A 16,359-nucleotide genomic window follows, 5' to 3' on the forward strand; every position below is an offset into this window, starting at 1 on the left:
GGATGACCGCTTTTCGCTGCTGCTTGCGGCAATGGTCTGGGCGCTGGTGGTGCTGATCACCACGCCGGAGGGCTTCGACTACTCCGCCCTGACCACCGACGACATGCCGACCTCAGGCAGCGCCACCAGCCGCCTGCAGTGGCTGGGACTGATCGGCATCGGCACGGCGTTCCTGCTGTGGCGTGGAGGGCTGGCCTGGCTGCTGCTGCGCTGGGTCAATCCGTTCCTGGTGGCATTCGTGGTGCTGGCCGCGGCCAGCGTGCTGTGGTCGATCGAGCCGGGGATCACCCTGCGGCGGATGATCCGGGTCGCGGCGATCCTGCTGTGCCCGGCCGCGCTGGTCCTGGTCGCCTGGCATCCGCGGCGCTTCCAGCAGGTCCTGCGTCCGATCATCACCGCACTGCTCGCCGGCTCGCTTGCATTCGGCGTGGCCTTCCCGCAACTGGCCATCCACAACGAGACAGCAGCCGAGCTGGCCGGCGCCTGGCGCGGCCTGACCAACCACAAGAACAGCCTCGGCACGCTGGCCTGCCTGGGCCTGATCTTCTGGCTGCATGCCGGTCTCGCGCGCGAGACCCGCTTGTGGACCGCGCTGGGCGGCGCGGCGATCGCTGCGGCCTGCCTGCTGCTGTCGCGCAGTTCGACGGCCCTGGTCACCGGCGCCTTCACCTGCATCTTCCTGCTGATGCTGCTGCGCTCGCCGAAGGGTCTGCGCCGCTGGATGCCATGGCTGACGGCGCTGTTCGTGACCGCACTGCTGGCCTATTCGCTGGCCGTGCTGCGCCTGGTACCCGGCCTGGAAGTGCTGCTGACCCCGGTCACCGCGATCACCGGCAAGGACCTGACCTTTACCGGCCGCACCGAGATCTGGGCGATCGTGATCGAGCAGATCCGCCTGCACCCCTGGCTTGGCGGCGGCTATGGCGCGTACTGGATCGGGCCGGTACATGGCTCGCCCGCCTACGAAATGGTGCGGCTGCTGTATTTCTACCCGGGCTCCGGGCACAACGGCTACGTGGACATCGCCAACGACCTCGGCAGCGTCGGCCTGGTGGTGCTGCTCGGCTATCTGATCGTCCACGTGGCGCAGTGCCTGCAGCTGCTGAAGATCGACCGCGCCCAGGCCGCGCTGTACCTGGCGATCTTCTTCCAGCAGGCGGTGAACAACCTGTCCGAGTCGCACTGGCTCAACGTCACCACCCTGAGCATGGTGGTGATGACCACGGCGAGCCTGGCGCTGTCGCGTGCATTGCTCGAGCACCGGCTGCGGGACGTGTTCGGCATGCCCCGGGCGCGGCATGTACCTGCGCCCGCCGCGGCACGGCACCACCCCGCGCCGCGCGCCCACCCTGCGCCGCGCGTCGGGGTTGCCGCGCCATGACCGCCGCGATGCGACTGACCGCGCATACCCGCTCCCCGAAAGCGGCGCTGTCGGCGATCCGCGACTTCGACGGCCCGCTGCTGATCGACCTGGATGAAACGCTGTACCTGCGCAATTCCACCGAGGACTTCATCGATTGCGCCTGCCCCGGCATCGTCGCGATCGTGCTGTTGCGCGTGCTGGACCTGCTGCAGCCCTGGCGCTGGACCGGCGGCGTGGCGACGCGCGACTACTGGCGGGTCCGCACGATCGCCCTGCTGCTGCCGTGGACGCGCTGGCGCTGGCTGCGGCGCGCGCGGCACCTCGCGGCCGAGCATGGCAACCGGCCACTCATCGACGCCCTCAGTGCACACGACCGCTCGGCCGTCATCATCATCACCAATGGCTTCGCGCCGATCGTTGGGGCGCTGGTCTCCGCGCTGGAGCTGCCGGCCCACAGGGTGATCGCCGCCGGGCTGTCCTCCGCGCGCGACCGCCGCATCGGAAAGCTGCGCATGGCGCAGGAAAAGCTGGGCGACCGCACGATCGCCGACTCGCTGGTGCTGAGCGATTCGCTGGACGACCTGCCGCTGCTGGACGCGTGCCGGCGGCCGCTGCTGACCATCTGGCCGGATGCCTGCTTCCGCGCTGCGCTGGCAAGGACCTACCTGCCCGGCCAGTACCTGAGCCAGGTCAAGCGCCCGGGCGAGCGCTACATCATCCGCGGCATCCTCAAGGAGGACTTCGCGTTCTGGGTCCTGGCGTCGGTGGGGCTGGCCGCCATGCCGGTCCTGCACGTGCTGGGGCTCGGGCTGTTGCTGCTGTCGTTCTGGGCGATCTACGAGCTGGGCTACGTCGACAACGATCGTATCGGCGCACGCTACGAATCCGATCCCAAGCTCAGCGCGGCCTTCCATGCCGCGCCCGTCGCCACGCCCGCGGTGCGTCCGTGGATCTGGGCGATCGGCAGTGCCGCACTGGCGATCATCCTGCTGCGCTGGCCGGAGCCGCCCCACATGGCCGACCTCGCCGTCTGGGCCGGCCTGCTGGTGCTGCTGCACCAGTGGTTCCGCTTCTACAACCGGCTGGACAAGCAGACCCGGATCTGGCCCTTCGCAGGGCTGCAACTGGCGCGCACCGCGGCCTTCGCGATCCTCGTGCCGATCACCGCGGTCGGCGCGATGGCGTTGGGCGCCCATGTGCTGGCGCGCTGGGCGCCCTATCTCGTCTACCGGGTCACCGGCCGCGACTGGCCGGACACGCGCCTGCCGCTGGTGCGGCTGATGTTCTTCGTGATCCTGACACTTCTGCTGCTGCCGTCGCTGGGTGTCATGCCGCTGCTGGAGTGGACGGCCGTGGCGCTGCTGGGCTGGAACCTGCTCCGCGCGCGTAAGGACCTGCTGTCGATGGTGTCCGCCGCGCGACGCATCGACCGGAGACCCGCATGAACGTGAGCCTGTGCATCGCCACCTACCGGCGCCCGCTGCGGCTGGCGCTGCTGCTGGACGACCTCGCCGGGCAGGCGCGTCCACCGGACGAGCTGGTCATCGTCGACAACGATCCCGACGCCAGCGCCGAGGCGGTGGTGGCGGAGCGCGTCGCCCGCGGGCTGCCCTTCCCGGTGCGCTATGGCCGGCAACCGGTCAAGAACATCTCGCTGACGCGCAATCACAGCGTGGCGCTGGCCAGCGGCGACTGGATCGCCTTCATCGACGATGACGAGCGGGCCCCGCCGTACTGGCTGCAGCGGCTATGTGCCGCCGTGCACGATTACCGGGCCGACGGCGTGCTCGGGCCGGTGATACCGATCGTGCCCGCGGACGCGCCGGCGTGGATCCGCCGCGGGCGCTTCTACGACTGGGCGCGGATGCCGACCGGGAACACCGTTCCGCGCAACCGGTTGCGCTTCGGCAACCTGGTGCTGCGCGCATCGCTGCTGCGCGGGGCAACCCCTTTCGATCCCGCCTACGGTCTGACCGGCGGCGAGGACGGAGACCTGCTTGCGCGCCTGGCGCAGGCGGGCGCCAGGCTGGTGTGGTGCGACGAGGCCGTCGTCCACGAGCCGGTGGAGGCCACCCGGCTGGCGCTCGGCTGGCTGCTGCGCCGTGCACTGCGCGGTGGCCAGGATTTCGCCCGGCACACGCTGGCCGGCCGCTACGGCGCCAAAGGCCTGGGCGCACGCCTGCGGCTGGCGTTGCGCGCCGGTGTGCAGCTGCTGGCCGCCTCGCTTCTCACGCTGCTGAGCCTGCCGTTCGGCCGCCATCACGCGGTGCACTGGCTGACCAGGGCCTCCGCCAACCTCGGCAAGCTGACCATCTTCTGGGGTTGGCACTATCGGGAGTACGCCTGACATGGATGTGGTCGCGTCGTCCGGTTTCCTGCTGCTCGCCCTGCCGACCCTGCTCGGCGGCCTCTACCTGCTGCTGCTGACCCTGCTCTCCGCGCGCCCGCGGGCGCGGCCGCCATCACGGCTGCAACTGCACTTCGACGTGGTGGTGCCCGCGCACAACGAGGCCGGCGGAATCGCCCGCACCATTGCCAGCCTGCAGGCGCTCGACTGGCCGCGCGACCGGTTCCGCATCCTGGTCGTCGCCGACAACTGCACGGACGCCACCGCCGCCATTGCCCGCGCCGCGGGTGCGCAGGTGCTGGAACGTCACGACGACCATCGCCGTGGCAAGGGCCACGCGCTGGCCTTCGCCTTCGACGCCAGCCGCCGCGACGCGCTGGCCGACGCGGTGGTCGTGGTCGATGCCGACACCGGGGTGTCGCCCAACCTGCTCGAGGCCTTTGCCACGCGCCTGGAGCACGGTGCGCGCGCGGTGCAGGCGCATTACGGCGTCCGCAACCCGAATGCGTCCTGGCGCACGCGCCTGATCACCATCGCCAAGGGCGCCTTCCATATCGTGCGGTCGCGCGGACGCGAGCGCCTGGGCCTGTCCTGCGGACTGCGTGGCAACGGCTGGTGCGTGACCCATGGGCTGCTGCACCAGGTGCCCTACAGCGCCTACTCGCTCACCGAGGATCTCGAATACACCCTCGAACTGGGGCTGTCCGGCGTGCGCGTGCACTATGCGGACGAGGCCCATGCCGATGGCGACATGGAAGCCGGCGGGGCAGCCGCGACACCGCAGCGTCAACGCTGGGAACTGGGCCGTTTCGCGCTGACGAAGAAGTACGCGCTGCGACTGCTGCATGCAGGCCTGCGCCGCCCCAGCCGCCTGTGCCTGGACCTCGCAATGGACCTGCTGATCCCGCCGCTGTCCTACCTCGCGCTGTCCGCGACGGCGCTGCTGGCAATGGCCGCGGCCGCAGCCCTCTGGCAGCCGGCATGGAGCTTCTGGCTGGCCTGGCCGGCAATCTCCATCCTTGCCATCGCGCTCTACGTGCTGCGCGGCTGGCAGTTGAGCGGAACGGGACCGCGTGGCCTGCTGGATCTGGCTGCCGCGCCGGTTTTCGTCACCTGGAAGCTGATGGCCATGTTGGGGCCACGCACGGCAGGCTGGGTCCGGACGCAGCGCCACCCATGAAGCCGGAGACCCGCGGGTTGTTCGTGCGCATGTTCAGCGGCGCCGTGCTCGACCAGGCGCTGCTGTCGGCAAGCAGCCTTGCGGTCGGGCTGCTGCTGATCCGCCATGCCAGCGAACTGCAGTACGGTTATTTCGTGCTGGTCACCAGCATCCTCATGCTGATGACATCGCTGCAGCGCTCCTTCATCGGCCCGGCGATGATCCACCGCATGACCACGCTGGACCGCGAGGGCCGCGGCGCCCTGACCGGCGCGATCTACCGGGAGCAGTGCCGGTGGAGCCATCTGATGGTCCTGGTCGCGGCCACCGCGACCCTGCTGCTGTGGGTCAACGGCGTACTCGACCGGCAGACCGGCCCGCTGGTCCTGGTGACGATAGGCACCGCTGCGGCAGCGTTGCGCCGGGAGTTCTTCCGCATGGTCCTGCTGGCCTACCGCCGCTCCACGGAAGTGCTCAGGGCCGACACCGTCTATGTCGTGCTGCTGGTGGCAGCGGCGCTGGTCACCAGTCGCCTGCCCAGCCCCGCGGCGGCGACCACGGTGCTGCTGGGCCTCGCTGCACTGGTCGGAGGCAGCCTGTTGCAGAGGCTGCTGCGCAGTCGGGAAGCCTGGGACATCACGGGCGACCACGGCATCCTGCGCCGCATCGCCCCCGTCGGTGCATGGGCGGTGACCGGTGCGGTGATCCACTGGAGCTACAGCCACGGCTACAACTATCTGGTGGCAGGCACGCTCGACGTCGCCGCCATCGCGGCCATCGCCGCCACGCGCCTGTTGCTGATGCCGATCAACCTGCTGTCAACGGGCATCGGCGCGCTGATGCTGCCGCTCACGTCGGCCTGGCTGCACGCCTGGGGCGCTGCCGTGGTGCTGCGCCGCTTGACCCTGTTCGCAGCCGGCGTGGCCGCCGCCTCGCTGGTCTACCTGGGCACCCTGTGGCTGACGCGTGACTGGATCTTCGCCAAGGTCCTCAACAAGCACTTCGAGGACGGCGACACCCTGTTGCTGCTGTGGTCGGCCGTATTCGTGCTGATGGTGATGCGTGACCAGCTGATCTACCTGCTGGTGGCGCGACAGCGCTTCCGCACCCTGGCGGCGCTGTCGACCTTCAGCGCGGTGCTGTCGCTGATGGTCAGCTACGTCGGCATGCAGCACTTCGGCGTGGTCGGCGCGGTGTTCGGCCTGCTGGTGGGCGAAGCGCTCAGCCTCGCCGGCGTCGTGCTGCTGTCGTTGCGCGAGGTCGCGCAGCCGGTGCCCGCGCAACTCTGCGCGGCGCGATAGAGCCTCAGAACCGCGAGCACGACCACGACTGCATGCGGCCGTCGCGGTAGGGCATCACCATGTGGAAGGCACGCGGGTCATCGTCGAACACCAGTGGCACGAAGTGCCGATCGCCTTCCCACATCGGCAGCTCCAGCAGCCGCTCGATCTCCACCCACTCCAGCGTGCCTTCGACGTTGGACGCGTGCGGTGTGCCGCTGTAGCGGGTGACGAGGAACACGAAGCCGAACCAGTCCTCGCCGCCCTTGCCGAAGCCGGGCCAGCTGATCGTGCCGCGCAGCTGCATGGCGTCGCAGGTGATCCCGGCCTCCTCGAGGATCTCGCGGCGCATGCCGGCGGCGATGTCCTCGTCGGCCTCCAGCTTGCCGCCCAGGCCGTTGTACTTGCCGAGGTGCTGGTCGCTGGCGCGTGCGTTGCGGTGGATCAGCAGCACCTGGCGGCCGTCGGCGGACAACACGTAGCCCAGGGTGGCGAGGATCGGGGTATAGGGCATGCGGTGCGCTGGACAGGTGGCGTCGGGTGCCATGGTAGCCGCGGTGGTGGTGCCGGTACCGTGCTCAGTTCGCGCGCATCGCGCACAACCGGTCCAGCGTGGACTTCAGCGCCAGCGGCCGCACCGGCTTCTGCAACAGGCCGAGGCCGAGATCGGCGACCTCGCGGCGCACCGCATCGGTGGCGTCGGCGCTGAGGATCAGCGTCGCGTGCGCACCGTGCCGCTCGCCCAGCCGTTGCGCCACGGCGGTACCGGTCTCGCCGTCATCGAGGTGATAGTCGAACAGCCACAGGTCGGCCGGCCGCTCGTCGAGCGCGACGTCGGCCTCGCGGCCATTGCACACGGCGGCCACGCTGCAGCCCCAGCCTTCCAGCAGCCGCGTGAGGGCTTCCAGTGCTGCGGGTTCGTTGTCGAGCAGCAGCACGTGGGCGCCTGCAAGGCCGGCGTGCGTCCGGCCGGGCCGGTCGTGCGCCGGCGCGGCGACCTGCGGCAGGTCGAGTGCGAATACGGTTCCCGACCGCTCGCGGCTGCGCAGCGAGATGCGCGCATCCAGCAGGTGGGCGATGCGGTCGGCGATCGCAAGCCCCAGTCCCAGTCCCAGCCCCTGCCCCGCACTGCCCTCGCCACGGCGGAACTCCTCGAAGATGAGCGCCTGCTGCCGAAGCGGAATGCCCGGACCGGTGTCATGCACCTCCACCCGCAGCGCGCCGCCCGTGCGGCGCACGCCCAGCAGCACCCGGCCACGCGATGTGTAGCGCACCGCATTGGCCAGGAAGTTCTGCAGCACGCGGCGCAGCAGCTGCGGGTCGCTGCGCGTCCATGCCCGGGTGGCCACGAAGTCGAACGCCAGCCCGCGCTCGGCGGCGAGCGCGCGGAACTCCGACGCCAGCGGTTCCAGCACATCCGACAGCGGGAAATCCCGCGGCTGCGGCACCAGCCCACCGGCTTCCAGCCGCGCCATGTCGAACAGGCCGGTGAGCAGGTCGGTGGTGGAATCCAGTGCACCGCGCAGCTGCCCCAGCAGGCGCGGCGCACTGCCCTGCGGGGCCGGACCGAGCTGCTGTTGCAGCGCGTCGGTGAACAGTTGTGCGGCGTGCAGGGGCTGCAGCAGGTCGTGGCCCACGGCTGCGAGGAAGCGGCTCTTGGCCTCGTTCGCACGCTCGGCCTCGCGGCGTGCCTGGTCGAGGCTGCGGGTGCGCTCGTCGACGCGCTGCTCGAGGGTTTCGTTGGAGGTCCGCAACGCATGCTCGGTGTTGCGGAACGCGGTGACGTCGGTGAACGTGGCGACGAAGCCGCCCCCCGGCATCGGGTTGCCGCGGATCTCGATGGTTTCGCCGCCCGGAAAGCGGCGTTCCGCCACATAGGGCGTGCCGGCCCGCATGTGCGCGAGGCGCTTGTCGACTTCGCCCGCCACCGCCACCGCGCCGATCAGGCCGCGGTCGAGGTTGTGGCGCACCAGCCGCGCCACCGGAACGCCCACCCGCAGCAGGTGCGACGGATAGCCGAAAAGCTGTGCATAGCGCGAGTTCCACGCCACCAGCTGCAGGTCGGCATCGACCACGCTGATGCCCTGGCTCATGTTCTCCAGTGCGGCTTCCAGCACGCGCTGGTTGAAGCGCAGGTCCTGCGAGGCCTCGCCGACGATGCTGGCGACGGTATCGAGGTCGGGACCGGATTCGCGACGCGCCGCGTCCAGCAGCAGGCGTGTCGACGCACTGCCCAGCACCGCCGACAGCTCGCGCTCCAGCCGTGCCTCGATCGCTGTCGGCACCGGCCCGCTGCGTGGCGCGCCGCGCAGCACGCGGTCGACCAGGCCCACCGGCAGGAAGCGACGGCCCGCATTGCGCAGCGCATCGAGATCGGCCCGCGCCAGCGGACGGTCGCGCTCGCGGCGATCGATCATGGCCACCACGGTGATCGCCGCGGTACCCACGAACAGCGATGCGCCGAACGCGCGGCCGAGCTGGCTCCAGCTCGTCAGGCCGAACAGTGCCTGTGGGCGGGCCCAAGCCGGCAGCTGTGCGGACCACCCGGACGGCAGCAGCGCGGGTGCCAGCATCACCCAGGCCCAGACCACGAACGCCGCCACGATGCCGGCGATCGCCGCACGCGGCGGGGTCTGCGGACGCCAGATCGCGAACGCCAGTGGCGGTGCCAGCGTCGCCAGCGCCGAGAACGACACCGCACCGATATCGGCCAGCATGCTGGCGTCGCCCACCACCCGGCCGTACGACCATGCGGCCAGCATGATCACCACGATGCCGGCGCGGCGCAGCATCAGCAGGTCGCCGCGATGGTCATTGCGGTCGCGTCGCGCCCATGCGCCACGCAGCAGGCCCGGCGCGAACCAGTGGTTGCCGATCATCAGGCTGAGGGTGAGCGTGCTGATCACCACCATGCCGGTGGCGGCACTCAGGCCGCCCAGGAAGGCCACCAGCGCCACCGACTCGCTGCCCTGCGACAGCGGCACCGCAAGCGCATACATGTCCGACGGCACGTGCGCCCCCAGCAGCCCCAGGCCCACGTAGGCCAGCAGCAGGCCGGGGGCGCCGATCAGCAGCAGGTACAGCGGAAACTGCCAGCGCGCGGCACCGATCTCGCGCTCGTCACGACATTCGACGACGGCGACGTGGAACTGGTGCGGCAGCACGAACATCGCCAGCGCACCGAGCAACACCAGCGGCATGAAGCCATCGAGGTCCTGTGCGGGAAGTGACGGCAGCGCAGGCATGTCGCGCGCGATGCCCCACACGAACAGGCCCAGCACCAGCATCGCCACCAGCTTGAGCACCGACTCGAACGCCACCGCGAGCACCAGTCCGCGGTTGTGCTCGGCCGCACTGGTCCGCCGGGTGCCGAACAGCATCGCGAACACCGCCATCGCCAGCGCGACGTACAGGCCGACATCGCGCCACGGCGGAATCTCCGTCAGGTCCGCGAAGCCGGTGGCCGTCAACACCGAGTAGCTCATCGCCACCGCCCTGAGCTGCAGCGCGATGTAGGGCAGCAGGCCCAGCACGGCGACGAGGGTGACCGTGGCGGCCAGCCAGGGGTCCTTGCCCAGCCGCGTGGCGATGAGGTCGGCAAGCGACGTGGCATTGGTCTCGCGTGCCAGCCGCACCAGCCGCGCCATGAAACGCCAGGCGATCAGGTAGAACAGGATGGCGCCGACGAAGGTGGGCGGCAGCGGCCAGCCGTAGCGCGCCGCCTGGGTCACCGTGCCGTAGAAGGTCCACGAGGTGCAATGCACCGCCAGCGACAGCGCATAGACGTGGCGCCAGTGCCGCGCGAACAGCTGCGGGCGGCGTTCACCGTAGATGCCGGCCAGGAACATCATGCCCAGCCACAGCATCGCCGCCGCCAGTACCGCCCCCACGCTCAACACCGGGGCGTGACCATGGACGAGTGCGCGAAGGAGGTGCGGTCAGGCATGGCGCGCGAGCATAGCGCAGCGCTGCACGACTGCTCACACGACACAGTCCCCGGACATGCCGGGGCCTGTGCGTTGCACGGTGCGATGCGCGTGGTCAGAAGTTGCGGCGGACGGTCAGGTACCAGTTGCGCGGCGGTGCGTAGTACGCGGTCTGGATGTTGGCCACCGAGGAGAACTCCTGCCCCTCGATCTTATACAGCTCGTCGGTGAGGTTGCGCACGCCGGCGCGCACCTGCCACGCGTACTGCGGCGAATCCCACGACGTGAACACACCGGCCGTGGTGTAGGCCTCCTGCATCAGCCCCGGACGGTTGTCCACCGACAGCCAGGTATCGCCACGGTAGGCCACGTCGCCGCCCACGGTGAAAGTACCGTTGCCGCCGAGGTCGAACGCGTGCTGCAGGGCGATGCGCGCGGTCCAGTCCGGCGAGAACGGCACGTGCTCGTGCAGCGACGGGTCGTAGGCCGGGTTGGCCGGATCGGTGGTGCGCAGATCCTCGAAGGACCTGTAGCTCGCGTCCATCCAGCTGACCTGCCCGCTGAGCTGGGTGGCGTCACCCAGGCGCGCCACGCCCTCGAACTCGAACCCGTTGATCTCCATTTCCGCGGCGTTGAGCACCGGGAACGAGAAGGTCGGCGTCGGGGAATCCGGATTGAGTACCTCGGAGACACGCGCCTGGAAGTCCTTGTAGCTGCTGTGGAAGGCAGCCACGTTGGCGGTCAGGCGGCCATCATCCGAGCGCATCTTGACGCCGGCTTCGTAGGTCCACACGAACTCGGGGTCGAACACCGCCCGCGTCGTCTCCAGGGCTGCGTTGGCACGGCCGTTGAAGCCGCCCGACTTGAAGCCGCGGTTGGCCGAGACATACCCCATCACGTTGTCGCTGAAAGCCTTCTGCAGGCTCAGCGACGGCGTCCACGCATCCCAGCTCCGGTTGCCGTCGAATGCCACGGTCTCGTTGAGCGCGGCCAGGATCGGACCCCAGTAGGTGCTGGTGGTGCGCCAGTAGTCCTTCTCGTCGCGCGAATAGCGCAGGCCGGCGGCCAGCGTCCAGGTCGGCGCGAACTCCCAGTTGACGTGGGCGAAGGCGGCGACGCTGGTGGTCTCGAGGTCGTCGTCGATCGTGCGCAGGAAGTCGATCGGCGTGCCGGCGAAGCCGAAGAAGTCGTCGGCATAGGCTTCCTGGTACGACGGCAGCGTCTCGTTCATGTAATACGCGCCGAATATCGCCTGCAGGTTGCCGCCGTTGTCGTACTGCAGTTGCAGTTCCTGGCTGACCTGTTCCTGGTCGACCTCGACCAGCACGTCACCCAGCACCCACTCCGACGCATCGATGTCGATGAAGGAACTGGTATCGAGCTTGCGCCAGGCACTGATGCTCTTGAGCGACCACTGCTCGCCGAGCTCCCATTGAAGGTTGGCGCTGACACCCTTGTGCGTCATCTCCTGCCCCTGGCCGGGGCGGAACGAGGTACGGGTGCGGAAGTCGTAGTCCCCGGTGGACGGCTGCAGCAGCACCACCTGGCCGAGCGCGAGATCGGTGCGCAGCAGCGGTGCGGTGGGCTGGCCGAGGGTGAGCGCGTTGTCCTGGCGGGTGTAGTCGACCGAGACGGTGGCGCTGAAGGTATCGCTGGGGCGCAGCGCGAGCTTGCCGCGCAGGGAGATCGTGTCCTCGCCGTTGTAGTCCTCGCCGGTGGCGGGATCCTCCACGTAACCATCGTTGGTCAGCCACGCACCGGCCAGGCTGAAGGCTGCGGTATCGCTCAGCTGCTCGCCGAGGTAGGCACGGCCATCCACGCGGCCGAAGCTGCCGGTGCCGAACTCGACGGCTGCTCCGGTGTCGTCGAGCGGGTTCCTGGTGGTGACCTTGATCGCGCCACCGGTGGAGTTCTTGCCGTACAGCGTGCCCTGCGGGCCACGCAGCACTTCCACCTGCTGCACGTCGAACAGCGAGAACAGCGCACCATTGATGCGCGAGTAGTAGACGTCGTCGACGTACATGCCGACGCCGGGGTCGAAGGTCTGCAGCGAGTCGGGCTGGCCGATGCCGCGGATGAACACGTTGACGGTGTTCGACGAGCCGCGGCCCTGCACGATGTTGAGGTTGGGCACCGCGCCCTGCAGGCCATCGATGTTGTTGGCCTGCAGGTCGCGCAGCTGCTCCTCGCCGAATGCGCTGACGGCTACCGGCACGTCCTGGATCGACTCCGCGCGGCGGCGTGCGGTCACGACGATGCCGTCGAGGGTGGTCGCATCCGCGGCGCGCGCCGATGCACCGCCGGCGGGCTGCGCCGGGTCCTGCGCCTGCGCCGCGAACGTCGACAGGCCGATGGCGATCGCCAGGCCGAGCCGGCTGCCCAACAGATTCCTGTGCTTCATGTGTCCCCTCCCACGGGTTGTCTCTTCGTGGCGCGCGCCGCTGCGCGCACCGTGGCCGCTTGGACCATGCTGGCAAGCCTAGGCAGCCCGTGGATGGCCAGCACTTGTACCTTCGGACAATGTGGCCGCCGCGCCGCGCTGACGACACTGGCGATCGTCATCAATCCGGATCGATCCATGTCCCTGCTGATCGTGCTCGCCGCACTGGGCTTCCTGATGCTGGTCGCCTATCGCGGCCACAGCGTCATCCTGTTCGCGCCGGTGGCGGCGATGGGCGCGGTGCTGCTGACCGACCCGGATCTCGTCGCGCCGATGTTCACCGGGCTCTTCATGGACCGGATGGTCGGCTTCCTGAAACTGTATTTCCCGGTGTTCCTGCTGGGCGCCGTGTTCGGCAAGCTGATCGAGCTTTCCGGATTCTCCAAGTCGATCGTGGCGGCCACCATCCGCCTGTTCGGGCCACAGCGGGCGATGCTGTCGATCGTGACCGTGTGCGCGCTGCTGACGTATGGCGGGGTGTCGCTGTTCGTGGTGGTGTTCGCGGTATATCCGTTCGCGGCCGAGCTGTTCCGCCAGGCCGCGATCCCCAAGCGCCTGATCCCCGGCACCATCGCGCTGGGCGCCTTCACCTTCACCATGATGGCACTGCCCGGCACGCCGCAGATCCAGAACATCATTCCGACCGCGTTCTTCGGCACCGACTCCTGGGCGGCGCCGGCACTGGGCACGATCGGTTCGATCCTGATCTTCGCCGGCGGCATGGCCTATCTGGAGTGGCGCCGCCGCAAGGCCGCCGTCGCGGGCGAAGGCTACGGCGAGAACCTGCTCAACGAGCCCGAGCCCTTCGTGGGCGAGCGGCTGGCGCATCCGCTGGTGGCGCTGCTGCCGCTGCTGTTGGTCGGCGTGTCCAACAAGCTGTTCACCGACCTGATCCCGCGGGTGTATGGCGCGACCCACAGCTTCAACCCCTCGTCGATGGGCAGCGCCGAACCGGTGGTGCAGGAAGTGTCGCGGGTGGCGGCGATCTGGGCGGTCCAGGGCGCACTGCTGGTGGGCATCCTGGCGGTGCTGCTGCTGGCCTGGAAGCCGGTGAGCGCGAAATTCGTGGAAGGCAGCAAGGCCGCGATCGGCGGCGCGTTGCTGGCGTCGATGAATACTGCCTCCGAGTACGGCTTCGGCGCGGTGATCGCCGCCCTGCCCGGCTTCCTGCTGGTGGCCAACAGCCTCAACGCCATCTCCGATCCGCTGGTGCACGAGGCGGTCACGGTGACCGCACTGGCCGGCATCACCGGCTCGGCCTCCGGCGGCATGAGCATCGCCCTGGCGGCAATGTCGGAGACCTTCATCGCAAACGCCCATGCGGCCGGCATCCCGATGGACGTGCTGCACCGCGTCGCGGCGATGGCCTCCGGCGGCCTGGACACCCTGCCCCACAACGGCGCGGTGATCACCCTGCTTGCAGTGACCGGGCTGACCCACCGCCAGTCCTATGGCGACATCTTCGCGATCACCCTGATCAGCACCTCGGCGGTGTTCGTGGTGATCGCGCTGTTCTACCTCGCCGGAATCGTCTGACCCGCTCCATGTCCCGGCCCTGCGGGCTTCGGCGCCACGTCGGGGCCATCTTCCCGGGTGCACAAAAAGAAAGAGCGGGCCGAAGCCCGCTCTTTCGTCATGCCCGCCGCGCGTCGGTGACGCGCGATGGCGATGGCTCGCTTACTCGGCGGCCGGCGTACCTTCGCCTTCCTCGACGGCCTTGATCGACAGGCGGATGCGGCCCTGCTTGTCGACTTCCAGCACCTTGACCTTGACGATGTCGCCTTCCTTGAGCTTGTCGCCGACCTTCTCCACGCGCTCGCTGGAGATCTGCGAGACGTGCACCAGGCCGTCCTTGCCGGGGGAGATGGTCACGAACGCACCGAAGTCCATGATCTTGACCACCTTGCCCTCGTAGATCCGGCCCGGCTCGACGTCCGAGGTGATCTGCTCGATGCGGTCCTTCGCGGCCTTGCCGGCGGCGGCGTCGACCGAGGCGATGGTGATGGTGCCATCGTCCTGGATGTCGATCTGGGTGCCGGTTTCCTTGGTGATCGCCTGGATGACCGAACCGCCCTTGCCGATCACTTCGCGGATCTTGTCGGGGTGGATCTTGATCGTGATCAGGCGCGGCGCGAACTCGGAAAGCTCCGAACGCGGCGTGCTGAGGGCGGCCTCCATCTCCTTGAGGATGTGCAGGCGGCCCTGCTTCGCCTGCGCCAGCGCGACCTTCATGATCTCCTCGGTGATGCCCTGGATCTTGATGTCCATCTGCAGGGCGGTGATGCCCTCGCTGGTACCGGCCACCTTGAAGTCCATGTCGCCGAGGTGATCCTCGTCACCGAGGATGTCCGAGAGCACGACGAACTCGTCGCCTTCCTTCACCAGGCCCATCGCGATGCCCGCGACCGGTGCCTTGATCGGCACGCCGGCGTCCATCAGCGCCAGCGACGAGCCGCAGACCGATGCCATCGACGACGAACCGTTCGACTCGGTGATCTCCGAGACCACGCGGATCGTGTACGGGAACTCCTCGATCGTCGGCATCACTGCCAGCACGCCGCGCTTGGCGAGGCGGCCATGGCCGATCTCGCGACGCTTCGGGCCCATCATGCGGCCGGCTTCACCCACCGAGTAGGGGGGGAAGTTGTAGTGGAACAGGAAGTGTTCCTTGTACTCGCCGGCCACGGCGTCGATGACCTGGCCATCGCGCGCGGTACCAAGCGTCACGGCGACGATCGCCTGGGTCTCGCCACGGGTGAACAGCGACGAGCCGTGCACGCGCGGCAGGATGCCGACCTTCGAGCTGATCGGGCGCACGGTGTCGAGCGCACGGCCATCGATGCGGACCTTGGTCCGGATGACCGAGTCGCGCATGGTCTGGTATTCCTGCTCGCTGAACTCCTTCGACAGCTCGCTCGACGTCCAGGCATTGGCCTCGGCGTTGGGCGCCAGCGCCTCGAGGATCGCCTTGCGCACGCTGGAGATCGCGTCGCGGCGCTGCAGCTTGTCGCGCACCTGGAACGCGGCCGAGAGCTGCTCGCCCACGGCGTTGCGGATGGCCGAGACCACGCCTTCGTTGGCGGCCGGTGCGGTCCACTCCCACTTCGGCTTGCCGGCTTCGGCGACCAGCTCGTTGATCGCCGAGATCGCGACCTGCATCTGCTGGTGGCCGAACATCACCGCGCCCAGCATGACGTCTTCCGACAGCACGTTGGCCTCGGACTCCACCATCAGCACCGCATTGGCGGTACCGGCGACGACGAGTTCGAGATCGGAGTCCTTGAGCTCCGACACGGTCGGGTTGAGCAGGTACTGGCCATCCCGGTAGCCGACCTTGGCGGCGCCGATCGGGCCGTCGAACGGCGCGCCCGACAGCGACAGCGCGGCGGAGGCACCGATCAGGGCGAGGATGTCGCCATCGATTTCCGGGTTCAGCGACATCACCGTGGCGATGATCTGGACCTCGTTGCGGAAGCCATCCGGGAACAACGGGCGGATCGGGCGGTCGATCAGGCGCGAGATCAGCGTTTCCTTCTCGGTCTGACGGCCCTCACGCTTGAAGAAGCCACCGGGGATACGGCCGCCGGCGTAGAACTTTTCCTGGTAATCGACCGTCAGCGGGAAGAAGTCCTGCCCTTCGCGGGCGGTCTTGTTGGCAACGGCGCTGACCAGCAGCACGGTGCCTTCGCACGAGACCATGACCGCACCACCCGCCTGGCGGGCGATCTCACCGGTTTCGAGCGTGACCTGGCGGCTGCCGTACTGGAAGTTCTTGGTAACTTTTGCCACGTTGTTGTGTCCTTAGATGACTCTTTCTTCGATGAACCGCCCGGGGCCCTTGCCC

The 16,359-nt window shown here is 68.9% G+C and carries 10 protein-coding genes; 6 read left to right on the plus strand and 4 right to left on the minus strand.

Annotation, left to right across the window (positions count from 1 at the left end; translation table 11 throughout):
* Nucleotides 1-31: 31 nt before the first annotated feature.
* The 5 genes from ERL55_RS09080 to ERL55_RS09100 are packed head-to-tail and all read left to right on the plus strand — an operon-like array spanning nucleotide 32 to nucleotide 6,170.
* Nucleotides 32-1,381, plus strand: coding sequence for an O-antigen ligase family protein (locus tag ERL55_RS09080; protein ID WP_164972168.1), 1,350 nt, complete (start codon nucleotides 32-34; stop codon nucleotides 1,379-1,381).
* Nucleotides 1,382-1,389: 8 nt separating this feature from the next.
* Nucleotides 1,390-2,808 carry a hypothetical protein gene (locus ERL55_RS09085; protein ID WP_206733302.1) on the plus strand — a complete coding sequence of 473 codons (1,419 nt, stop codon included), beginning with the start codon at nucleotides 1,390-1,392 and terminating at the stop codon, nucleotides 2,806-2,808.
* Nucleotides 2,805-3,710, plus strand: a complete 906-nt coding sequence (locus tag ERL55_RS09090; RefSeq protein WP_129136140.1) for a glycosyltransferase family A protein — start codon at nucleotides 2,805-2,807, stop codon at nucleotides 3,708-3,710. The genes ERL55_RS09085 and ERL55_RS09090 overlap by 4 nt, the downstream gene beginning before the upstream one ends.
* Before the next feature lies 1 nt (nucleotide 3,711).
* Nucleotides 3,712-4,890: a glycosyltransferase family 2 protein gene (locus ERL55_RS09095; RefSeq protein ID WP_129136141.1), complete on the plus strand. Its 1,179-nt coding sequence runs from the start codon at nucleotides 3,712-3,714 to the stop codon at nucleotides 4,888-4,890.
* Nucleotides 4,887-6,170 (plus strand): capsular biosynthesis protein, encoded by a 1,284-nt coding sequence (locus ERL55_RS09100; protein WP_129136142.1) that lies wholly within the window; start codon nucleotides 4,887-4,889, stop codon nucleotides 6,168-6,170. Before ERL55_RS09095 ends, ERL55_RS09100 begins: the two co-directional genes overlap by 4 nt.
* A gap of 4 nt (nucleotides 6,171-6,174) precedes the next feature.
* Here the strand turns inward: ERL55_RS09100 and ERL55_RS09105 are convergent, their stop codons facing one another.
* From ERL55_RS09105 to ERL55_RS09115, 3 genes are all read right to left on the minus strand, one after another.
* Nucleotides 6,175-6,663: an 8-oxo-dGTP diphosphatase gene (locus tag ERL55_RS09105; RefSeq protein WP_129136143.1), complete on the minus strand. Its 489-nt coding sequence runs from the start codon at nucleotides 6,661-6,663 to the stop codon at nucleotides 6,175-6,177.
* 64 nt (nucleotides 6,664-6,727) lie between these two features.
* Nucleotides 6,728-10,048: a PAS domain-containing hybrid sensor histidine kinase/response regulator gene (locus tag ERL55_RS09110; protein ID WP_241685738.1), complete on the minus strand. Its 3,321-nt coding sequence runs from the start codon at nucleotides 10,046-10,048 to the stop codon at nucleotides 6,728-6,730.
* Between the two features lie 142 nt (nucleotides 10,049-10,190).
* Nucleotides 10,191-12,476: a TonB-dependent receptor gene (locus ERL55_RS09115; RefSeq protein ID WP_129136144.1), complete on the minus strand. Its 2,286-nt coding sequence runs from the start codon at nucleotides 12,474-12,476 to the stop codon at nucleotides 10,191-10,193.
* 177 nt (nucleotides 12,477-12,653) lie between these two features.
* Between ERL55_RS09115 and ERL55_RS09120 the strand changes: the two genes are divergently transcribed.
* Nucleotides 12,654-14,051 (plus strand): GntP family permease, encoded by a 1,398-nt coding sequence (locus tag ERL55_RS09120; RefSeq protein WP_129136145.1) that lies wholly within the window; start codon nucleotides 12,654-12,656, stop codon nucleotides 14,049-14,051.
* Between the two features lie 141 nt (nucleotides 14,052-14,192).
* Here the strand turns inward: ERL55_RS09120 and pnp are convergent, their stop codons facing one another.
* The gene (gene pnp / locus ERL55_RS09125; protein WP_129136146.1) at nucleotides 14,193-16,304 is read right to left on the minus strand and encodes a polyribonucleotide nucleotidyltransferase; all 2,112 of its coding nucleotides are present in this window, start codon (nucleotides 16,302-16,304) and stop codon (nucleotides 14,193-14,195) included.
* Between the last annotated feature and the right edge of the window lie 55 nt (nucleotides 16,305-16,359).

It is taken from the genome of Luteimonas sp. YGD11-2, from assembly GCF_004118975.1.
Lineage (GTDB): Bacteria > Pseudomonadota > Gammaproteobacteria > Xanthomonadales > Xanthomonadaceae > Luteimonas > Luteimonas muca.

Excerpts from the sequence above, each read along its gene's own strand:
- ERL55_RS09080 (WP_164972168.1), top strand. The coding sequence starts at position 32 with ATGGTCTGGGCGCTGGTGGTGCTGATCACCACGCCGGAGGGCTTCGAC.
- ERL55_RS09085 (WP_206733302.1), top strand. The coding sequence starts at position 1,390 with ATGCGACTGACCGCGCATACCCGCTCCCCGAAAGCGGCGCTGTCGGCG.
- ERL55_RS09090 (WP_129136140.1), top strand. The coding sequence starts at position 2,805 with ATGAACGTGAGCCTGTGCATCGCCACCTACCGGCGCCCGCTGCGGCTG.
- ERL55_RS09095 (WP_129136141.1), top strand. The coding sequence starts at position 3,712 with ATGGATGTGGTCGCGTCGTCCGGTTTCCTGCTGCTCGCCCTGCCGACC.
- ERL55_RS09100 (WP_129136142.1), top strand. The coding sequence starts at position 4,887 with ATGAAGCCGGAGACCCGCGGGTTGTTCGTGCGCATGTTCAGCGGCGCC.
- ERL55_RS09105 (WP_129136143.1), bottom strand. The coding sequence starts at position 6,663 with ATGCCCTATACCCCGATCCTCGCCACCCTGGGCTACGTGTTGTCCGCC.
- ERL55_RS09115 (WP_129136144.1), bottom strand. The coding sequence starts at position 12,476 with ATGAAGCACAGGAATCTGTTGGGCAGCCGGCTCGGCCTGGCGATCGCC.
- ERL55_RS09120 (WP_129136145.1), top strand. The coding sequence starts at position 12,654 with ATGTCCCTGCTGATCGTGCTCGCCGCACTGGGCTTCCTGATGCTGGTC.